This window comes from Micromonospora sp. NPDC005194, from assembly GCF_040608335.1.
GTDB lineage: Bacteria > Actinomycetota > Actinomycetes > Mycobacteriales > Micromonosporaceae > Micromonospora.
Map to the genome: position 1 here is coordinate 171,951 of NZ_JBEXIA010000007.1, position 18,818 is coordinate 190,768.

Genomic DNA, 18,818 nt, shown 5'->3' on the forward strand with positions numbered 1-18,818 from the left:
GCCACCAGGGTCGCCCGGCGGGTCGCGCACCCTGGCACTACGGCGCGCGCGGGCACAATATGGGGTGCCGGTGTGTCCGTACGGGCACGGGCCCCCCGAGTTGAGCGAGGAATGATGACCACGGCGAAGCAGTCGGTCGCGGATCCGTCCGCGCCCGACCACGAGGCGCTCCTCGGTGAATTGACCGAGGCGCTGCGACGGATCGGTCGCGGCGACCTGAAGGTCCGGCTGCCCCGCCGTGCCGGCAAGGCCGGCGAGGTGGCGGACGCCTTCAACGAGGTGGTCTCGCTCCAGGAGCGGCAGTACCTGGACCTGCGGCGGATCAGCCGGATCGTCGGCCGGGACGGTCGGCTCACCGAGCGACTCGACGACGAGGGGCTGGACGGCTCCTGGGCGGAGGGGCAGCGGGCGATCAACTCGCTGATCGACGACCTGGGCCGGCCCACCACCGAGATCGCCCGGGTCATCGTGGCGGTCGCGGACGGCGACCTGTCCCAGCACATGGCGTTGGAGATCGACGGTCGGCCGCTGCGCGGTGAGTACCTGCGCATCGGGCGCACCGTGAACACGATGGTCGACCAGCTCTCGTCGTTCTCCAACGAGGTGACCCGGGTGGCCCGTGAGGTGGGCACCGAGGGCAAGCTGGGCGGCCAGGCCGACGTCCGGGGCGTCGCCGGCACCTGGAAGGACCTCACCGACTCGGTGAACACCATGGCGTCGAACCTGACCGGCCAGGTGCGGTCGATCTCGCAGGTGGCGACGGCGGTGGCCAAGGGCGACCTGTCGCAGAAGATCACGGTCGGCGCGCGCGGTGAGGTCGCCGAGTTGGCCGCGACGATGAACTACCTCACCGACACGCTGCGGCTCTTCGCCGAGCAGGTGACCCGGGTGGCCCGCGAGGTGGGCACCGAGGGCAAGCTCGGCGGCCAGGCCGAGGTGCCGAACGTGGCCGGCACCTGGAAGGACCTGACCGACAGCGTCAACTCGATGGCGTCGAACCTGACCGCCCAGGTCCGCAACATCGCGCAGGTCTCCACGGCTGTCGCGCGCGGTGACCTCTCGCAGAAGATCACCGTGGCGGCGCAGGGCGAGATCCTGGAGCTGAAGGACACCGTCAACACGATGGTGGACCAGTTGTCGTCGTTCGCCGACGAGGTGACGCGGGTGGCCCGTGAGGTGGGCATTGAGGGCAAGCTCGGCGGTCAGGCGCAGGTGCGTGGCGTCTCCGGCACCTGGCGGGACCTCACCGAGAACGTCAACCAGCTCGCCGGCAACCTGACCAGCCAGGTCCGCAACATCTCCCAGGTCTCCACCGCCGTGGCGAAGGGTGACCTGTCGCAGAAGATCACCGTCGACGCCCAGGGCGAGATCCTGGAGCTGAAGAACACCGTCAACACGATGGTCGACCAGTTGTCGTCGTTCGCCGACGAGGTGACCCGGGTGGCCCGTGAGGTGGGCACCGAGGGCAACCTGGGCGGTCAGGCCCAGGTCAAGGGCGTCAGCGGTACGTGGCGGGACCTGACCGACAACGTGAACTCGATGGCGTCGAACCTGACCAGCCAGGTGCGGAACATCGCCTCGGTGACCACGGCGGTGGCCAAGGGTGACCTGTCGCAGAAGATCACGGTGGACGCGCGGGGCGAGATCCTGGAGCTGAAGTCGACTGTCAACACGATGGTGGACCAGTTGTCGTCGTTCGCCGACGAGGTGACCCGGGTGGCCCGTGAGGTGGGCACCGAGGGCAAGCTGGGCGGCCAGGCCCAGGTGCGCGGGGTCGCCGGCACCTGGCGGGACCTGACCGACAACGTCAACTCGATGGCCTCGAACCTGACCGCCCAGGTGCGCAACATCGCGCAGGTCTCCACGGCGGTGGCCAAGGGTGACCTGTCGCAGAAGATCACGGTGGACGCGCGGGGCGAGATCCTGGAGCTGAAGTCGACTGTCAACACGATGGTGGATCAGCTCTCGTCGTTCGCCGACGAGGTGACCCGGGTGGCCCGTGAGGTGGGCACCGAGGGCAAGCTCGGCGGCCAGGCGCAGGTGAAGGGCGTCAGCGGCACGTGGCGGGATCTGACCGACAACGTGAACTCGATGGCGTCGAACCTGACCAGCCAGGTCCGCAACATCGCCTCGGTGACCACCGCCGTGGCGAAGGGCGACCTGAGCCAGAAGATCACCGTGGACGCGCAGGGCGAGATCCTGGAGCTGAAGTCGACGGTCAACACGATGGTGGATCAGCTCTCGTCGTTCGCCGACGAGGTGACCCGGGTGGCCCGCGAGGTCGGTATCGAGGGCAAGCTGGGCGGTCAGGCGCAGGTCAAGGGCGTCTCCGGCACCTGGCGCGACCTCACCGAGAACGTCAACCAGCTCGCCTCGACGCTGACCACCCAGCTGCGGGCCATCGCCCAGGTGTCCACGTCGGTGACCCGGGGCGACCTGACCCAGCGGATCGCGGTCAAGGCGCAGGGCGAGGTCGCCGAGCTGAAGGACAACATCAACCAGATGATCGTCACCCTCCGGGAGACGACCAAGAAGAACGCCGAGCAGGGCTGGTTGGACTCGAACCTGGCCCGCATCGGCGGCCTGTTGCAGGGCCAGCGGGACCTGGTCGAGGTCTGCCGCATGATCATGACCGAGGTGACCCCGCTGGTCGACGCCCAGCTCGGCGCCTTCTTCCTGGCCGACGACACCGACGGCAGCATGCGGCTGCGCTTGACCTCGTCGTACGGGTATGTGGCACGCGGGCACGACGTCACCTTCGGGCCGGGTGAGGGGTTGGTCGGCCAGACCGCCCTTTCGCGCCGGACGATCCGGGTCAGCGCCTCCCCGAACAGCCGCCTCACGCTGCGCTCCGGCCTGGCGGAGACGCCCCCGTCCGACCTGGTGGTGCTCCCCGTGCTGTTCGAGGGGGAGCTGCTCGGGGTGATCGAGTTCGCCAGCGTGGCCGCCTTCTCCGAGCTGCACCTGTCGTTCCTGGAGCGGCTGGTGCTCACCATCGGCATCGCGGTCAACACCATCCAGGCCAACCGGCGTACGGAGGAGCTGCTGGCCCAGTCGCAGCGGCTCGCGCACGAGTTGCAGGAGCAGTCGGCGGAGTTGCAGCGCACCAACGCCGAGCTGGAGGAGAAGGCCACCCTGCTCTCCGAACAGAAGGGCAACATCGAGACCAAGAACCGGGAGATCGAGCTGGCCCGGCTCGGCCTGGAGGAGAAGGCGCAGCAGCTCACGCGGGCCTCGGCGTACAAGTCGGAGTTCCTGGCCAACATGAGCCACGAGCTGCGTACGCCGCTGAACTCGCTGCTGTTGCTGGCCCGGCTGCTGGCCGAGAACTCGGAGCAGAACCTCAACCCGAAGCAGATCGAGTTCGCCCGGACCATCCACAGTGCCGGCTCGGACCTGCTCTCACTGATCGACGACATCCTGGACCTGTCCAAGATCGAGGCCGGCCGGATGGACGTCGAGCCCACCGAGATCCGCTTCGCGGAGATCCGCGGCTACGTCGAGCAGGCGTTCGCGCCGCAGGCCGAGGAGAAGAACCTCGACTTCCAGGTACGGGTCAGCAAGGATCTGCCGCCGGCGTTGGTCACCGACGCGCAGCGGTTGCAGCAGATCCTGCGCAACCTGCTCTCGAACGCGGTGAAGTTCACCGACAACGGCGCGGTGACGTTGCGGATCGCCCCGGCGGCCGAGAACGCGGTCTTCGACGTGCCGGCGCTGACCAACGCCCAGCAGGTGATCGCCTTCACGGTGATCGACACCGGCATCGGCATCTCCGACGACAAGCTGTCGATCATCTTCGAGGCGTTCCAGCAGGCGGACGGCACGACCAGCCGCCGCTACGGCGGCACCGGCCTGGGGCTGTCGATCAGCCGTGACCTGGCCCGGCTGATCGGTGGCACCATCACGGTGTCGTCGGCGCCCGGGCAGGGTTCGACGTTCACGTTGTTCGTGCCGCAGGTCCTCGCTCCGGACGCGGTGGTCGCGCCCCAGCCGCCGTCACCGCAGCGTGCCGGCCTGCCGTCGTCGCTGTTGATGCCGCCGCTGGAGCTGCTGCCGGCGCGGCCGGAGGCGCCGGCCACCCGTCAGTTGGACGGCGCCACCGTGCTGATCGTGGACGACGACGTCCGCAACGTCTTCGCTCTGACCAGCGCGTTGGAGCTGCACGGCATGACCGTGCTGTACTCGGACAACGGGGCGGACGGCGTCCGCCTGCTGGCCGAGCACCCGGAGGTGGACATCGTGCTGATGGACGCCATGATGCCGGACCAGGACGGATACGAGACGACCCGCCAGATCCGCCGTAACCACCGGTTCGCCGACCTTCCGGTCGTCTTCCTGACCGCGAAGGCGATGCCGGGTGACCGCGAGTCCGCGCTCGCGGCCGGGGGAAGCGACTACATCACCAAGCCGGTCGACCTGGATGACCTGATCGAGTTGATGTCGTCCTGGATCAGCGGCGGCCGGACCGAGGAGACTTCGTGACCCAGATGGCCAAGGCGCTGCTCGTGGACGACCGCCGCGAGAATCTGATGGCGCTGGAGGCGATCCTCCAGGGCCTGCCGGTTCAGTCGGTGGCTGTGGAGAGCGGCGAGGCGGCGCTCAAGCAGCTGCTGGTGGACGACTTCGCGGTGATCCTGTTGGACGCGCAGATGCCGGACATGGACGGCTTCGAGACGGCCAGCCACATCAAGCGCCGGGAGCGGACCCGGCACGTGCCGATCATCTTCCTCACCGCCGCCGACCGGGACGCCCAGCTCGCGCTCCGCGGCTACCAGGTGGGTGCGGTGGACTACCTGACCAAGCCGTTCGACCCGTGGGTGCTGCGGGCCAAGGTGTCGGTCTTCGTCGAGCTGTGGGTGAAGACCCGGCAGTTGGCCGCCCAGTCGGACCTGGTTCGGGAGCGCGACACGCAGTGGCGGCGGCTCACCGACGCGGTCGACGAGGCGACCACGCTGCTCCGCTCCGACGACCAGGAGTCGCGGGGCCGTGCGGTGGAGCTGCTGGAGCAGGCCCGCTGGGGCAGCTCGGCCTGACCGGGCCGGTCAGCCGTCGCCGGGGCGCAGATGGCCGGTCTGGGCCCGGCGGATCCGCCAGCGCTCGCCCAGCGAGTCGATTTCCTCCTGCACGAAGATGAAGAAGTCGCGCATCTCGGCCACCCGTTCGCCGGCCGGCGTCTGCGGGCCGTTGAGGGCGTCCACCCCGGAGCTGGCCACGTCGATGAACGTCTTGTAGATCGCGGTCTTGGTGATGGTCCCCTCGTACCAGGGGTTGTCCGGCATCCGGTAGCGATCGCGGCGGGACCGGGGGACGGGTTCGCGGATCAGCATGCCGAACTGGGTGAGATAGCGGACCGCGCCGCTGACCGCCGCCGCGCTGACCCCGAGCCACTCGCCGATCTCGGCGGCCGTCAGGGGGTCGTCGGCGCTCATCACGGTGAACAACACCCGGGCGGCCATCCGCGGGAAGCCGACCTCGGCGAACGTGAGGGCCATCCGTTCGACGAAGAGGTGCACCGGGTCGTGGCCGTCGTCGGCTGCCATGGCGGTCCCTCCCTGCGCGGTTCGTGGGCACCGATGGTGCACCGACTCTCACTGTCTTCACAACTTTGTGAAACGAGTGTAGCTTCCGAGATATGGAAACTCCGATTGAGGTGTCCGGCCTGGTCAAGACCTTCGGCCGGACCCGGGCGCTGGACGGTCTCGATTTGACCGTCCGCGCCGGCGAGGTGCACGGCTTCCTCGGCCCGAACGGCGCCGGCAAGTCGACCGCCATCCGGGCCCTGCTCGGCCTGCTGCGGACGGACGCGGGGGACGTCCGACTGCTCGGCGGTGACCCGTGGCGCGACGCGGTGGCCCTGCACCGCCGGCTGGCGTACGTGCCAGGCGACGTGACGCTCTGGCCCAACCTCTCCGGCGGCGAGGTCATCGACCTGCTCGGCCGGATGCGCGGCGGCCTCGACCCGGCCCGCCGAGCCGAACTGCTCGACTCCTTCGAGTTGGACCCCCGCAAGAAGGGCCGGGCGTACTCCAAGGGCAACCGGCAGAAGGTCGGCCTGGTGGCCGCCCTCGCGTCGGACGTCGAACTGCTCATCCTGGACGAGCCGACCTCCGGCCTGGACCCGCTCATGGAGGAGGTCTTCCAGCACTGGGTGCGCCGGGCCAAGGCCGACGGTCGCACCGTGCTGCTCTCCAGCCACATCCTGGCCGAGGTGGAGGCGCTCTGTGACCGGGTGACGATCATCCGCAACGGGCGGGACGTGGAGACCGGCACCCTGAGCGAGCTTCGGCACCTGCGACGCACCTCGATCGAGGCCGAAGTGACCGGCCCGGTGGACGGGCTGGGTCAGCTCGGCGGGGTGCACGCCCTGCGGGTGGACGGGCAGCGGGTGCGCTTCGACGTGGAGAACGCGGCGCTGGACGCCGCGCTGCGTCGGCTCACCGAGATCGGCGTACGCAGCCTGACCAGCCAACCGCCGACGCTGGAGGAGCTGTTCCTGCGGCACTACCAGCCCGAGCAGGTGCGGTCATGACCGCCCTCACCGGCACCCGGCACCTGGTGCGGCTGATCCTGCGGCGGGACCGGGTCGTGCTGCCGATCTGGATCCTCCTGCTGGCCGTGCTGCCGGCCAGCTACGCCGGCACGTACGCCGAGCTGTACCAAACCGCCGCCGAGCGGGCCGCGTACGTGGCGAGCACGGCGAGCAACCCGTCGATCGTCGCGTTGCTCGGCCCGGTGTTCGGCGACAGCGTCGGCGCGCTCACCGTCCAGCGGGCCGGCCTGCTGATGTTGTTCGCCGCGTTGGCCAGTTTGCTGACGGTGGTGCGGCACACCCGCACCGAGGAGGAGGCCGGCCGGCGGGAGTTGCTCGGCGCGACGGTCCTCGGCCGGTACGCCGGTCTGACCGCGGCGCTGCTGGTGACGTACGCCGCGAATGTGCTGCTCGGCCTGCTCACCGCCGGCGGCCTGGTCGCCGCGGGTCTGCCCGGCGCGGGTTCGCTGCTCTTCGGTGCCGGCTTGGCGCTCACCGGCGTCGCCTTCGCCACGGTCGGCGGTCTGGCCGCGCAGCTCACCGAGAGCGCCGGCGGCGCGCGCGGCATCGCTCTGGGTGTGCTCGGGTTGGCCTTCGTGCTGCGGCTGGCGGGCGACGCCGGAGGGTCCGGCGGCGCCGGTGGAAAGACCGAATGGCTGAGCTGGGTCTCGCCGCTGGGCTGGGCGCCCCGGGGGCGGGCCTTCGCCGGTGAGCGCTGGTGGGTGCTGCTGCTTCCGGTGCTGTTCGCCGCGGTGGTCGCGCTCGTCGCGTACCCCGTCTCGGTGCGCCGGGACCTCGGCGCGGGGGTGCTGCCGCCGCGGCTCGGCCCGGCCACCGCCGGTCCGCGGCTGGCCGGCCCGTTCGGGCTGGCCTGGCGACTGCACCGGGGCCCGTTGCTCGGCTGGACGGTCGGCTTCGGGCTGCTCGGTCTGGTGCTGGGCGGCGCGGCGGACGCGGCCGGCGACGCGGTGCAGGGCAACCAGCAGTTCGCCGAGATCCTGGCCCGTCTGGGCGGCACCTCGGCCCTGGCCGAGGCGTACCTCGGGAGCTCGTTGAGCCTGACCGCGCTGGCCGCCGCCGGGTACGGCATCCAGGCGGCGCTGCGGGCGCGGGCCGAGGAGACCGCCGGGCGGGCCGAACCGCTGCTCGCCACGGCGGTGAGCCGGTCCCGCTGGCTGGCGGCGCACCTGCTCTTCGCGCTGCTCGGCCCGGTGGTGGTGCTGGCCGTGGCGGGGCTCGCGACCGGGCTGTCGTACGGCCTCAGCGTGGGCGACGTCGGTGGTGAGCTGCCCCGGCTGCTCGGCGCGGGGCTGGCCCAGGTGCCGGCGGTGTGGGTGCTCGCCGGGCTCGCCGCGCTGCTGGTGGGCTGGCTGCCCCGGTTCTCCGCGGCGGCCTGGGCCGTTCTCGCCGGCTGCCTGCTGCTCGGTCAGATCGGCGCGGTGCTGAAGCTGAGCCAGTGGGCGCTGGACGTCTCCCCGTTCACGCACACCCCCCAGGTCCTGGGCGACAACTGGACGGCCACCCCCCTGGCGGCCCTGACGGTGATCACGGCAGCCCTCCTGGCCCTGGCCCTACGCACCTTCCAAACCCGCGACATCCCCACCCAGTAACGCCCCGCCCCCGGCCCCCCGTCGAACCGCGTTGATCATGAAGTTATTGCCGACAAATGGGACAGAATTTGGCAATAACTTCATGATCAACCCCGGAGGCGGCCGGGACCCAGGCCGGGGGTGGGGTGGGGTGGGGTGGGGTGGGGGTCAGCCTGTGGGTTGGTCGTTGCGGATCATCAGGGCGCTGCGCAGGCCGGTGATGTCCAGGACGCGAATCAGGAACTCGCCGACGTGGGTGAGCATCAGCAGGCTCTGCGCGTGACTGGCCTTGCGGCTGAGCACCACGAGCGTGCCCAGGCCCTGCGAGTCGCAGAAGGTGACGCCGCCGAGGTCGAGCACGATCCGCGGAGGCGGGTCGGCCAGCACCTCGTTGACGACGGTGCTGAGCTGGGCGGCCGTGAGCATGTCGATCTCACCGGCCAGGCGCAGCACTGCTTCGTCGCCCGTCCGGTGTAGCGTGATGGACAGTTCGGCACGATCCACCCGGTCAGCCTAGCGCGATCCGGCCGACCCGGCCTGTTGAGGCCGAGAGCCGCTGGCCGGCCTGTGTCGGGGCTGGTGACGGGTGCCGGCAGCGGGTGAGCCTGGTAACCCCGGCCCGGGGTGGCTGCTGGTTGACCGTCCGTCGCTGACACAATGGCGGCATCGTGACCGACATCGTTTCCGCCGGATCTGGCCGTTACCCGGCCGACGCGCCGGCTTCCGAGGCCCTGTTCGACCGCGCCCGCGCCATCGTGCCGGGCGGGGTGAACTCCCCCGTGCGCGCCTTCCAGGCGGTCGGCGGCACCCCGCGTTTCATGGTCCGTGGCGAGGGCCCGTGGCTGTACGACGCCGACGGTCGCCGCTACGTCGACCTGGTCTGCTCCTGGGGTCCGCTGATCCTCGGGCACGCCCACCCGGAGGTGGTGGAGGCCGTGCAGGCCGCCGCCGCTCGGGGCACCAGCTTCGGCACGCCCACCCCGGGTGAGGTGGAGCTGGCCGCCGAGATCGTCGACCGGACGCCGGTGGAGCAGGTACGCCTGGTCAACTCCGGCACCGAGGCCACCATGTCGGCGATCCGGCTGGCTCGCGGCTTCACCGGCCGTTCCAAGATCGTCAAGTTCGCCGGTTGCTACCACGGCCATGTCGACGCGCTGCTCGCCTCCGCCGGCTCCGGCGTGGCGACCCTCGGCCTGCCCGACTCGCCCGGTGTCACCGGCGCGGCGGCCAGCGAGACGATCGTCCTGCCGTACAACGACATCCGGGCCGTCGAGGAGGCGTTCGCCGCCGAGGGCCCGCACATCGCCGCGGTGATCACCGAGGCCGCCGCCGGCAACATGGGCGTGGTGGCCCCCCGCGACGGCTTCAACTCCCAGCTTGCCCGGATCGCGCACGCACACGGGGCGCTGCTCGTGGTCGACGAGGTGATGACCGGGTTCCGGGTCTCCCGCGCCGGGTGGCACGGCCTCGATGCCTCCGACGCCGACCTGTGGACGTACGGCAAGGTCATGGGTGGTGGGCTGCCCGCGGCGGCCTTCGGCGGGCGCGCGGACATCATGGCGCGTCTCGCGCCGGCCGGCCCGGTCTACCAGGCCGGCACGCTCTCCGGTAACCCGCTGGCCTGCGCCGCCGGCCTGGCCACGCTGCGGCTGGCCGACGACGCGCTGTATCGCAAGCTCGACGACACGGCCGCCGTCGTGGGCAAGCTCGCGTCCGACGCGCTGGCCGCCGCCGGGGTCCCGCACCGTTTGTCGTACGCGGGCAGCATGTTCTCGATCTTCTTCACCGATGCCGATGTCGTCGACTACGACAGTGCCCGCACCCAGCAGGTGCCGGCGTTCAAGGCGTTCTTCCACGCGATGCTCGCCGCCGGCGTCTACCTGCCGCCGAGCGCGTTCGAGTCGTGGTTCGTGTCGGCGGCGCTCGACGACGCCGCTCTGGAGCACATCGCCGCAGCGCTGCCGACGGCGGCGAACGCGGCGGCGGCGGCTGGTCACGGGGGGTCGTAAACGGTGAGCAAGACGGTGGTCCACGTGCTCCGGCACGGTGAGGTGCACAATCCCGACCAGATCCTGTACGGGCGGCTGCCCGGTTTCCGCCTGTCCGAGCTGGGCGTGCAGATGGCCAAGGCCGCCGCGCAGGGGCTGGCCGATCGGGAGGTCGTGCACGTGGTGGCCAGTCCGCTGGAGCGCGCCCAGCAGACCGCCGAGCCGATCGCCGCCCAGTTCGGGCTGCCGGTCGGGGTGGACGAGCGGCTGATCGAGAGCGCCAACTGGTTCGAGGGCAAGAAGGTCTCCCCGGGTGACGGGTCGTTCCGCGACCCGCGCAACTGGTGGGTGCTACGCGACCCGGTGACGCCGTCCTGGGGTGAGGCGTACCGGGTGATCGCCGAGCGGATGTTCGCCGCCGTGCACGCCGCCCGCGTTGCCGCCGAGGGCCGCGAGGCGGTGCTGGTGTCCCACCAGCTCCCGATCTGGACGCTGCGCCGCTACGTCGAGCGCAAGCGGCTCTGGCACGACCCGCGCAAGCGGCAGTGCGGGCTGGCGAGCCTCACCTCGTTCCACTTCGACGGCGCGAAGGTGGTGGGCATCGGCTACAGCGAGCCGGCCGCGCACCTCATCGCCCTCTCCGCGACAGCCCGGACGGCCAAGGGGGCCTGATGACCGCCCGGAGGTGGACCGCCGGTCTGCTCGCCGCCGTCACCACGGTGGCGCTGGTCGGCTGCACGTCGTCGAAGGGGCAGGAGAAGACCTGCTCGACCACCTCCGACGGCATCATCGAGTGCGCACCGGACCAGCGTTCGGCCCCTCCGAAGCTCGCCGGTGAGCTGCTCACCGGCGGCACCTACGACGTGAGTGCGGCCCGCGGGCAGGTCGTGGTGGTCAACTTCTGGGGCTCCTGGTGCGCGCCGTGCCGCGCCGAGGCCGACGACCTGGAAGCCACCTACCAGGCCACCAAGGGCTCCGGGGTGGGCTTTCTCGGCATCAACGTGCAAGACCAGCGGGACAAGGCCAAGGCGTTCGAGGAGGGCCGGGTCACCTATCCGAGCCTGTTCGACCCGTCCAGCCGTCTGGCGCTCGACCTGGACATCCCGCCGAACACCGTCCCGGCGACCGTGGTGCTCGACCGGGAGGGCAGGGTCGCGGTGGTGATCCGCGCCGCCGTCAAGCAGGAGGGCCTGCAACCGATCGTCGAGCGGGTCGCGGCCGAGAAGCCGGCGCCGAACTGATGGGTGAGACCTTCAAGGAGTTGGCCCAGAGCGGGCCGCTGGTGCTCGCCATCGGCGCGGCGGCGCTCGCCGGCCTGGTCAGCTTCCTCTCCCCGTGCGTGCTCCCGCTGGTCCCCGGCTACCTGTCGTACGTCACCGGTCTGGCCGGCGCAGACCTGGAGGGCCGCCGCCCGGCGACGGCCCCCGCGCCCGCCGAGACCACCGGCGGGGGTGTCGCGGTCCGGGAGCGGACGGCACCGTCGGCGGCGGTCAAGGGGCGGGTGCTCGCCGGCACCCTGCTCTTCATCGCCGGCTTCACTGTCGTCTTCGTCGCCACCGCGATCCTGTTCGCCGGCATCGGTCGGGTCTTCTTCGACTACAAGCGCGAACTGCAGATCGGCATCGGCGCGCTGATCATCGTGCTCGGCCTGGGCTACCTCGGCATGATTCCCGCCCTGCAACGTGAGTTCCGGATCTCCCGGCTGCCGTCGGCCGGCCTGCTCGGCGCACCCGTGTTCGGCGCGGTCTTCGCGCTCAGTTGGGTGCCGTGCACCGGTCCGACCCTCGGCGCGGTGATGGGCATGGCCGCCAGCAGCGGTCAGAGCGACCGCGCCGTGGTGCTCGCCGTGGCGTACTGCCTCGGGTTGGGGATACCGTTCGTCGTCTTCGGGCTGGGCTTCCAGCGCCTGCTCGGGGTCTTCCGCGCCATCCGGCGCAACAGCCGCTGGGTCACCCGGGTCGGCGGCGCCCTGCTCATCCTGATCGGCCTGGCGCTGGTCACCGGCGGATGGCAGAGCTTCGTGATCTGGTTGCAGACCACCGTCGGGGTGGGCGAGGTGAGCATCTGATGACGGTCGTCGACGACCGACCGGAGACCGTGGCTCCGGCGCCCCGGCGCCGGCCCAATCGGCTGCTGGCCCTGCTGCGCAACTCGTGGCGGCAGCTCACCAGCATGCGTACGGCGCTGATCCTGCTCTTCCTGCTGGCCATCGCCGCGATCCCGGGTTCGGTGCTGCCGCAGCGGGGGATCAGCCCGGAGAAGGTCAACCAGTACTTCACCGACCACCCGGACTGGGCCCCCCGACTGGACCGGATCGGCGCGTTCGAGGTCTTCGGTTCGGTCTGGTTCTCCGCGATCTACCTGCTGCTGTTCACGTCGCTGATCGGCTGCATCACGCCCCGGCTGCGCGACCACGTCCGGGCGCTGCGGTCCCGGCCACCGGCCGCGCCGAAGCAGCTGGCGCGGCTGCCGCAGCACGCCGTACTGCCCGCCCCGGCCGGTGGCGCGGCCGCCGTCGCCGAGGTGCTGCGCAAGCGACGCTGGCGGGTCGAGGTTCGCGGCGACGAGATCTCCGCCGAGAAGGGCTACCTCAAGGAGACCGGCAACCTGCTGTTCCACACGTCGCTGATCGCGGTGCTGATCGGTGTCGCGCTCGGCTCGTGGTACGGCTGGAGCGGCAACCGCCTGCTCGTGGCGGGCGCGGACAACGCGTTCTGCAACACCCGCCAGCAGTACGCCGAGGCCAAGCTCGGCCCCCGCGTCGACAGCGCGGACCTGCCCCGCTTCTGCCTGCGGCTGGACGACTTCCAGGCCCGGTTCCTGCCGTCCGGCCAGCCGGAGTTCTTCAACGCCCGGGTGACCGTCGACGGCCCGGACGAGCCGACCCGCAGCGCGGACTTCTCGGTGAACTCACCGCTGCGACTCGCCGACGCGAGCGTCTACCTGCTCGGCCACGGGTACGCCCCGGTGATCCGCTACACCGACCGGTTCGGCAACAGCCAGGTCAGTGACGAGCCGTTCCTGACCACCGGCGACATGGGCCTGACCAGCGAGGGGCTGGCTGCCTTCCCGGACGCGAACGTCGACCCGGCCACCGGCAAGCGGACACCGGGTGAGCAGATGGCGTTCACCGGCATCTACCTGCCCACCGCGCCGCAGCAGGCCCCGTTCGTCCGCTCCGAGTACCCGACCGAGCGCAACCCGGCGCTGAACCTGGTCGCCTACCGGGGCAACCTCGGCCTGGACGCCGGCATCCCCGGCTCGGTCTACCAGCTCGACCAGCGGCAGGTGCGCAACGGCAAGGTCAAGGAGATCGGCAGCAAGCTGCTCCGCAAGGGCGAGAAGTGGACGCTTGACGACGGCACGACCGTCGAGTTCCTGGGCACCGAGCGGTACGTGACGCTCTCCGTCCGGCACGACCCCGGCTCGACGCCGCTGCTGGTGAGCTGTGGCGCCCTGCTGGTCGGGCTGATGGGCTCGCTGTTCGGTCGCCGCCGCCGGGTGTTCTTCCGGGTGGCACCGGCCGACCCGGCGGATGGATCTCCGACGGGCGGTAGTAGCTTGATGGAGGCCGGTGGGTTGCCGCGCACCGACTATCCAGGGTTCGCCGACGAGTTCGCCCAGCTCGTCACCGCCGTGAGCGGTGCCGACGGGGCTGCCGAGCGGGCCGGCACCGACGCTGACTCCAGCGACCGGGCCGGTGTGCGAGAAGGGACCGAGTGATGTCCGCGCTCTCCGACAATCTGGTGACCTTCGCGATCCTGACGTACCTGATCGCGATGATCAGTCACGCCGTCGAGTACGCGCTGGGCAACGCGCGTACCCGGGTCGCCGTGGCGTCGCCCGCCCGCGAGCTGGTGGGGGCGGGGGTCGGCGGTGGCGGTGGCGTCATCCCGGAGCCGCCCGCGCCGGTCCCGCCGACGGCCGACGGCGCGGCGCGTCGGGCCCGGATCGCCGGCCTGGTCGCGGTGGGGGCCACCGCGTTGGCCGCCGTGCTGCACCTCGCGGCGCTTGTCACGCGGGGTCTGGCCGCTGACCGGATGCCCTGGGGCAACATGTACGAGTTCGTGCTCACGGTGACGTTCATCGGGGTCGCGGCCTGGCTCGTGGTGCTCTGGAAGCGGCCGGCGCTACGCAAGCTCGGGCTGTTCCTGACCCTGGTGATGGTGCTGCTCGTGGCCACCGCCGAGCTGGTCCTGTACGTGCCGATCGTGCCGCTGGTGCCGGCCCTGAACTCGTACTGGTTCGTCATCCACGTCTCGACCATCGTCTTCGCGTCCGGCATCTTCCTGCTCGGCGCGGTGCCGGCGGTCGGCTTCCTGATGCGCAACGGGTACGAGCAGGGCAAGCGGAGCTTCCCGTACACCCTCGCGAAGCGGCTGCCCGGCGCGGTCAGCCTGGAGCGGCTGACCTTCGCGCTGCACGCGTTCGCGTTCCCGATCTTCACGTTCGCGGTCATCGCCGGCGCGATCTGGGCCGAGGCGGCCTGGGGCCGGCCGTGGGGCTGGGACCCGAAGGAGACCTGGGCGTTCATCTCCTGGGTCGTCTACGCCGGCTACCTGCACGCTCGCGCCACGCCCAGCGTGAAGCGCAACGTGGCCACCTGGATCGCGGTGATCGGCTTCCTCACCATGCTGATGAACCTGTTCGGCGTGAACATCTTCTTCACCGGCCTGCACTCGTACGGCGGGCTGAACTGACCCTGGTCGACGACGCGCGGGCCGGCCACGGAATCGTCCGTGACCGGCCCGCCGTCTTTCGCTGCCCTGGTCAGCTCACGGTCACCGGGGCGATGTCGTTGCTCGGGTCGTCGTCAACCCGGGGGTAGCGGCCGTACGGCTGCACCTCGCCGGCGGCTCCGGTGAGGCTGTCGATGCGCAGGTCGAAGGTGACCGTGTGGCTCGTCCCGGCCGGGAACACGGCCCCCGGCCCGTTGCAGTACCAGGTCGTCGGGGCGTCTCCGGCGGTCTCATCGTCGCCGTTGAGCCAGCAGCCCGACGGGTTGGCGAGCACTGTGGTGCCGGCCGGCGGCACGAAGAGGAAGGCGCCGACGCCGTCACCGGAGTTGGTGGCGTCCGGGACACCGGGGCCCTCGTTGCGGAGGCCCACCGTGACCCGGACGGTGTCACCGACGGCCCCGGTGACGGTTGCGCCCTCGGCGACGATGTCGAAGGCGCCCTGGAGGTTCCGCAGGTAGGTCTGCCCGCCAGCGCCGGTCACCTCGACCGGGATCACGCCGAGCGGCCGCCCGACCGCGCGCAGCCGCAGTGCCTGGTCGGCCTCGCGGCGCGCGAGTTTCACACCACTGGGCAGCGGCCCGGCGCTGGCCAGCGGCTCCACGATCTGCGTGATCCGCTTGTCGCCGAGGGTGGCCGGGCCGACCGTGGTGGCGAGCCCGCCGCGCAGCTCGTGCCGCTGGCCGGGCGCGAAGGTGCCCCGCACGGTGCAGACGGCCACGGTGGCGAGCACCTGGTCGGTGCCGTACCGGCAGTTGCGGTAGCTCGCCGGGACCAGGCCCACCGGGAAGCGCATGGTGAGCCGCAGGTCCACGGTCGGCTGGTCACCGGCGTTGACCACGGCCACCGGGACGGGGCGCGTGTCGCCCACCTCGACGCCGGAGACGTACTCGTCGACCATGTCGAGCAGGTCGGGCCCGGACCGCACGGTGATCGTCGCCTGCTGGGTGTACGCCTCGGTCTGCTCGCCGAACGCCGTGTAGTCGAGCGTGCCGGTCACGCCGTCGGCGGCACCGGGAGCGGCCCGGAACACCACCGGCACGGTTCCGGTGAGCGTGCCGAAGTCGTCGACGGCGTTCGGTGGCATCGGGCAGGTGACCGAGGTGGCCTCGGTGACGCACCAGTCGGGGAAGCTGGCGGTGGCCACGCCGGCCAGGCCGGCCAGGTCGATGGTCACCCGGGGCTGGGTGGCCCCGGTGCTGGTCAGGGTGAGCGGCACCGTCCGGGCGGGAGCACCGGGGCCGCCGACCGTCAGGTCCCCCAGCCAGCCGCTGACCCAACCGGGGTCGTCAGCGGCCGCAGCGGGACCGGCCACCACGCCGACCGCCGTGGTGGCCACGACCAGCGCGCTCAGACCGCGCAGGAGCCTGCCACGCGTAACGTGCACAGATCTCATCGATCTCCTTGGTGAGGGATGAGCCGGTCGGTAGAAGCCGGGGCTGCTGCGACCCGACCCGACCGGCACCCCTGATCCTAGAGATCGCCTGTGACAGTTCTCGATCAGTCGATCGGAGCCTGAACACCGTCGGAACGGGCCTCGCCGCGTGGCGGCGGCCCGGGTCGCCAGCGGCGCAACGCCCGCTCGACCTGGATGGTGACCTGATAGGACACCTCGGGCAGGTCGGCCAGCCCGATCCGCTCGCCCCGCAGCGCCACCTGCGCGTGCAGCTCCCGGGCGATGGTGTCGCGCAGCTCGACCAGCAGCGGCGACAACCCGTCCGGGTCGCCGTCGACGTACGCGTCCGACATGCCCCCAGCCTGCGCCGGGGTCCGGCCGTTCGGCCAGGACCGGTGAGATGTGTCCGCAGGGCTTGACCCACGCCGATGGGGTGGCGTCCTGCGCCCCGCAGGGCACCACGTCGGCGATCCGGTGTGGAGCAGGGTCAGCCGCCGAACCAGCCCGGCACGTCGAGGCGGAACCAGTTAGCCGAGGCCATCGTGCGCAGGTCGTCCTCCAGGGCGGCGACGCGTTCCTCGCCCAGGGCCTCGGCCCACTGCTCGCGCAGCCGGTCGAAGGTCTCCGCCGAGCGGCGTAGCCCGTCGGCGCCGTGTTCCGTCACCCGGACCAGCCGGCGGCGGGCGTCGGACGGATCGTCGACCCGTTCCAGGTAGCCGACGGCGACCAGCCGGTCGACAGTCTTGCCGGCCGCCTGCTTGGAGATGCCCAGTCGTTGGCCCAGCTCGGTGGCGGTGGTGCCGTGCACCCCGACGGCCTGCAACACGAAGCCGTGCAACGGGCGCAGCTCGGGATGCCCCTGCCGGGCCAGTTCGGCGTGCAGGTCGTCGATCAGGGTGCGGAAGCCGGCCAGCAGCAACAGCGGGAGTTGGAAGCCGGGCCGGGCGGGATCAGCGGTTGCCATGTTCGACAACCACGTTTACTATTTGGTCAACCACGTTGACCATCTTACGGCGTACGCCGTGGAAGCAGGTAACCATGTCCGTCTTTCCCGTCCACACCGCCGAGACCGCACCCACCGCCGCCCGCCGGACCGTCGAGGGCGTACGCGGCCGGTTCGGCTGGCTGCCCACCCCGGTGGCGCTGATGGCCGAGTCGCCACAGCTGCTCAGCGGCTTCCTCACCGCCAGCGCGGGCTTCGAACAGACCAGCCTCGCGCCGGTGGAGCGGGAGGTGGTCATCCTGACCGTCTCCACCTCGCACGAATGCCACGTCTGCGTGGCCCTGCACACCGGCAAGCTCACCGAGATCGGCGCGAGCACCGCGCTGATCACCGCGCTGCGCGCCGGCACGAAGCTGCCCGAGCCGGGACTGGAGGCGCTGCGCCAGTTCACGCTGGCCGTGCTCAGGCACCGGGGCGCGGTGCCCGACGAGGAGTTGGAAGCCTTCCTGGCGGCCGGCTACCAGCCCCGGCAGGCGCTGGAGGTGGTGCTCGGCGTCGGGGCGTACACGATGTCCGCCTTCGCCAACCGGCTCACCCGCGCGCCGCTCGACCCGCCGCTGGCCGCCCACGCCTGGGCGCCCGCCGCCTGACCGCCGCATCGCCCGCCGCCCGCAGGGCTGACCAGCGGCTGCGGCCCTCAGCCCGCACCGAGGAAGTCGCGCAGCAGGGCCAGCATCTCGTCCGGGCGTTCCTCGTACAGCCAGTGTCCGCAGTCGTCGATCACCTCGCCGCGGACCGTGTCGGCGTACCGGCGGACCTGCTCGGCGACCTGTCCACCGAGGCTGGCCGACGCGCCGACGGCCAGCACCGGCATCGTCAGCTTCGTGGCCCGGTACGCCGCGTTGTCGACGATGTCCTGATCGAACGCCCGGAAGTAGGCGAAGCTGGCCGTCAGGTGCGCCGGGTCGCGCAGGTGGCGGGCGAACTCCTCGATGTCGGGCGCGGCCATGCTGCCCTTGCGCACCATCAGGGCATCGGTGAACCGGTCCACCCAGAGCGACTCCCGCCCGCGGACCAGCTCCTCCGCGAGCCCGTTGCCGATCGAGAAGAAGCCGAAGTTCCACACCCCCGGCCCGGCCGCGGTGAGCGCGGGGAACGTGTAGATGCTCTCGTCGGGAATCGGCGCCTCGGTGAGCGCCAGCCGGCTCACCCGCTCCGGATGGGCGGCGGCGTACGCGTACGCCACCATCGTTCCCAGGTCGTGCCCGACCACTCGCAGGTCGGCGGTCAGGCCGAGCTGGTCGAGCAGTGCGTGCAGGTCAGCGGCCACCGTCTTCTTGTCGTACCCGCCAGCGGGGGCGTCGCTGTCCCCGAACCCGCGCAGGTCGGGCGCGACCACGTCGTAGGAGCGTCCCAGCTCGGGCAGCAGGTGCCGCCACATGTGCGAACACTGCGGATAGCCGTGCAGCAGCACCAGTGGCGGGCCGCTGCCGCCCCGGACGTAGTTCATGGTGATCTCGCCGATCCGCGCCTGTTGCTCAGTGAACCCCGCCGGCATCCGCTCCGCCCCCATCGCTGCCTCCGTCCGCCCGCTTTGAGACTCGCGATACCCCGATATGGCCGTTGGATGCTGACTC

General features: G+C 71.3%; 17 protein-coding genes. 11 read left to right on the plus strand and 6 right to left on the minus strand.

The features are described from left to right. Positions 1 to 114: 114 nt before the first annotated feature. Both ABZU53_RS08685 and ABZU53_RS08690 read left to right on the plus strand, forming a co-directional pair. Complete coding sequence (locus ABZU53_RS08685) at positions 115 to 4,482, plus strand: HAMP domain-containing protein (RefSeq protein ID WP_354853749.1); 4,368 nt, start codon at positions 115 to 117, stop codon at positions 4,480 to 4,482. After that, positions 4,479 to 5,033: a response regulator gene (locus ABZU53_RS08690; protein WP_354853752.1), complete on the plus strand. Its 555-nt coding sequence runs from the start codon at positions 4,479 to 4,481 to the stop codon at positions 5,031 to 5,033. The genes ABZU53_RS08685 and ABZU53_RS08690 overlap by 4 nt, the downstream gene beginning before the upstream one ends. A gap of 9 nt (positions 5,034 to 5,042) precedes the next feature. On the opposite strand, the gene ABZU53_RS08695 is transcribed toward ABZU53_RS08690, so the two are convergent. Next, positions 5,043 to 5,540: a MarR family transcriptional regulator gene (locus ABZU53_RS08695; RefSeq protein ID WP_355064739.1), complete on the minus strand. Its 498-nt coding sequence runs from the start codon at positions 5,538 to 5,540 to the stop codon at positions 5,043 to 5,045. 92 nt (positions 5,541 to 5,632) lie between these two features. Here ABZU53_RS08695 and ABZU53_RS08700 point away from each other — a divergent pair, with 92 nt between their 5' ends. Both ABZU53_RS08700 and ABZU53_RS08705 read left to right on the plus strand, forming a co-directional pair. Beyond that, complete coding sequence (locus tag ABZU53_RS08700; protein WP_355064741.1) at positions 5,633 to 6,529, plus strand: ABC transporter ATP-binding protein; 897 nt, start codon at positions 5,633 to 5,635, stop codon at positions 6,527 to 6,529. Continuing rightward, complete coding sequence (locus tag ABZU53_RS08705; protein ID WP_355064743.1) at positions 6,526 to 8,139, plus strand: ABC transporter permease; 1,614 nt, start codon at positions 6,526 to 6,528, stop codon at positions 8,137 to 8,139. Before ABZU53_RS08700 ends, ABZU53_RS08705 begins: the two co-directional genes overlap by 4 nt. 147 nt (positions 8,140 to 8,286) lie before the next feature. On the opposite strand, the gene ABZU53_RS08710 is transcribed toward ABZU53_RS08705, so the two are convergent. Next, positions 8,287 to 8,622 carry an STAS domain-containing protein gene (locus tag ABZU53_RS08710; protein WP_272614785.1) on the minus strand — a complete coding sequence of 112 codons (336 nt, stop codon included), beginning with the start codon at positions 8,620 to 8,622 and terminating at the stop codon, positions 8,287 to 8,289. Between the two features lie 164 nt (positions 8,623 to 8,786). On the opposite strand from ABZU53_RS08710, the gene hemL reads away from it, so the two are divergent. The 6 genes from hemL to ccsB are packed head-to-tail and all read left to right on the plus strand — an operon-like array spanning position 8,787 to position 14,806. Next, positions 8,787 to 10,127, plus strand: a complete 1,341-nt coding sequence (hemL, locus tag ABZU53_RS08715) for a glutamate-1-semialdehyde 2,1-aminomutase (protein WP_355064745.1) — start codon at positions 8,787 to 8,789, stop codon at positions 10,125 to 10,127. A 3-nt stretch (positions 10,128 to 10,130) separates the two neighbouring features. Continuing rightward, positions 10,131 to 10,778, plus strand: a complete 648-nt coding sequence (locus ABZU53_RS08720) for a histidine phosphatase family protein (RefSeq protein WP_355064747.1) — start codon at positions 10,131 to 10,133, stop codon at positions 10,776 to 10,778. After that, entirely contained in the window at positions 10,778 to 11,347 is a 570-nt protein-coding gene (locus tag ABZU53_RS08725) for a TlpA disulfide reductase family protein (protein ID WP_354853769.1), read from the plus strand. The genes ABZU53_RS08720 and ABZU53_RS08725 overlap by 1 nt, the downstream gene beginning before the upstream one ends. After that, positions 11,347 to 12,174 (plus strand): cytochrome c biogenesis protein CcdA, encoded by an 828-nt coding sequence (locus tag ABZU53_RS08730; RefSeq protein WP_354853772.1) that lies wholly within the window; start codon positions 11,347 to 11,349, stop codon positions 12,172 to 12,174. Before ABZU53_RS08725 ends, ABZU53_RS08730 begins: the two co-directional genes overlap by 1 nt. Next, the gene (locus tag ABZU53_RS08735; RefSeq protein ID WP_355064749.1) at positions 12,174 to 13,829 is read left to right on the plus strand and encodes a cytochrome c biogenesis protein ResB; all 1,656 of its coding nucleotides are present in this window, start codon (positions 12,174 to 12,176) and stop codon (positions 13,827 to 13,829) included. Before ABZU53_RS08730 ends, ABZU53_RS08735 begins: the two co-directional genes overlap by 1 nt. After that, on the plus strand, positions 13,829 to 14,806 hold the full coding sequence (gene ccsB / locus ABZU53_RS08740; protein WP_355064750.1) for a c-type cytochrome biogenesis protein CcsB: 978 nt from the start codon (positions 13,829 to 13,831) through the stop codon (positions 14,804 to 14,806). The genes ABZU53_RS08735 and ccsB overlap by 1 nt, the downstream gene beginning before the upstream one ends. 70 nt (positions 14,807 to 14,876) lie before the next feature. Here the strand turns inward: ccsB and ABZU53_RS08745 are convergent, their stop codons facing one another. The 3 genes from ABZU53_RS08745 to ABZU53_RS08755 all read right to left on the minus strand — a co-directional run bounded on the left by ABZU53_RS08745 (position 14,877) and on the right by ABZU53_RS08755 (position 17,202). Next, positions 14,877 to 16,238, minus strand: coding sequence for a hypothetical protein (locus ABZU53_RS08745; protein ID WP_355064752.1), 1,362 nt, complete (start codon positions 16,236 to 16,238; stop codon positions 14,877 to 14,879). Between the two features lie 104 nt (positions 16,239 to 16,342). Beyond that, positions 16,343 to 16,591, minus strand: coding sequence for a hypothetical protein (locus tag ABZU53_RS08750; RefSeq protein ID WP_355064754.1), 249 nt, complete (start codon positions 16,589 to 16,591; stop codon positions 16,343 to 16,345). 134 nt (positions 16,592 to 16,725) lie between these two features. After that, complete coding sequence (locus ABZU53_RS08755; RefSeq protein ID WP_139587112.1) at positions 16,726 to 17,202, minus strand: MarR family winged helix-turn-helix transcriptional regulator; 477 nt, start codon at positions 17,200 to 17,202, stop codon at positions 16,726 to 16,728. Between the two features lie 74 nt (positions 17,203 to 17,276). Here ABZU53_RS08755 and ABZU53_RS08760 point away from each other — a divergent pair, with 74 nt between their 5' ends. Next, complete coding sequence (locus tag ABZU53_RS08760; protein ID WP_355064756.1) at positions 17,277 to 17,831, plus strand: carboxymuconolactone decarboxylase family protein; 555 nt, start codon at positions 17,277 to 17,279, stop codon at positions 17,829 to 17,831. Between the two features lie 47 nt (positions 17,832 to 17,878). On the opposite strand, the gene ABZU53_RS08765 is transcribed toward ABZU53_RS08760, so the two are convergent. Next, the gene (locus ABZU53_RS08765) at positions 17,879 to 18,754 is read right to left on the minus strand and encodes an alpha/beta hydrolase (protein ID WP_355064758.1); all 876 of its coding nucleotides are present in this window, start codon (positions 18,752 to 18,754) and stop codon (positions 17,879 to 17,881) included. Positions 18,755 to 18,818 lie beyond the last annotated feature (64 nt).

Coding starts and splice junctions, on each gene's coding strand:
- ABZU53_RS08725 (WP_354853769.1), top strand. CDS start 10,778: ATGACCGCCCGGAGGTGGACCGCCGGTCTGCTCGCCGCCGTCACCACG.
- ABZU53_RS08745 (WP_355064752.1), bottom strand. CDS start 16,238: ATGAGATCTGTGCACGTTACGCGTGGCAGGCTCCTGCGCGGTCTGAGC.
- ABZU53_RS08750 (WP_355064754.1), bottom strand. CDS start 16,591: ATGTCGGACGCGTACGTCGACGGCGACCCGGACGGGTTGTCGCCGCTG.
- ABZU53_RS08765 (WP_355064758.1), bottom strand. CDS start 18,754: ATGGGGGCGGAGCGGATGCCGGCGGGGTTCACTGAGCAACAGGCGCGG.
- ABZU53_RS08760 (WP_355064756.1), top strand. CDS start 17,277: ATGTCCGTCTTTCCCGTCCACACCGCCGAGACCGCACCCACCGCCGCC.
- ABZU53_RS08735 (WP_355064749.1), top strand. CDS start 12,174: ATGACGGTCGTCGACGACCGACCGGAGACCGTGGCTCCGGCGCCCCGG.
- ABZU53_RS08755 (WP_139587112.1), bottom strand. CDS start 17,202: ATGGCAACCGCTGATCCCGCCCGGCCCGGCTTCCAACTCCCGCTGTTG.
- ABZU53_RS08695 (WP_355064739.1), bottom strand. CDS start 5,540: ATGGCAGCCGACGACGGCCACGACCCGGTGCACCTCTTCGTCGAACGG.
- ccsB (WP_355064750.1), top strand. CDS start 13,829: ATGTCCGCGCTCTCCGACAATCTGGTGACCTTCGCGATCCTGACGTAC.
- ABZU53_RS08700 (WP_355064741.1), top strand. CDS start 5,633: ATGGAAACTCCGATTGAGGTGTCCGGCCTGGTCAAGACCTTCGGCCGG.
- ABZU53_RS08685 (WP_354853749.1), top strand. CDS start 115: ATGACCACGGCGAAGCAGTCGGTCGCGGATCCGTCCGCGCCCGACCAC.
- ABZU53_RS08705 (WP_355064743.1), top strand. CDS start 6,526: ATGACCGCCCTCACCGGCACCCGGCACCTGGTGCGGCTGATCCTGCGG.
- ABZU53_RS08730 (WP_354853772.1), top strand. CDS start 11,347: ATGGGTGAGACCTTCAAGGAGTTGGCCCAGAGCGGGCCGCTGGTGCTC.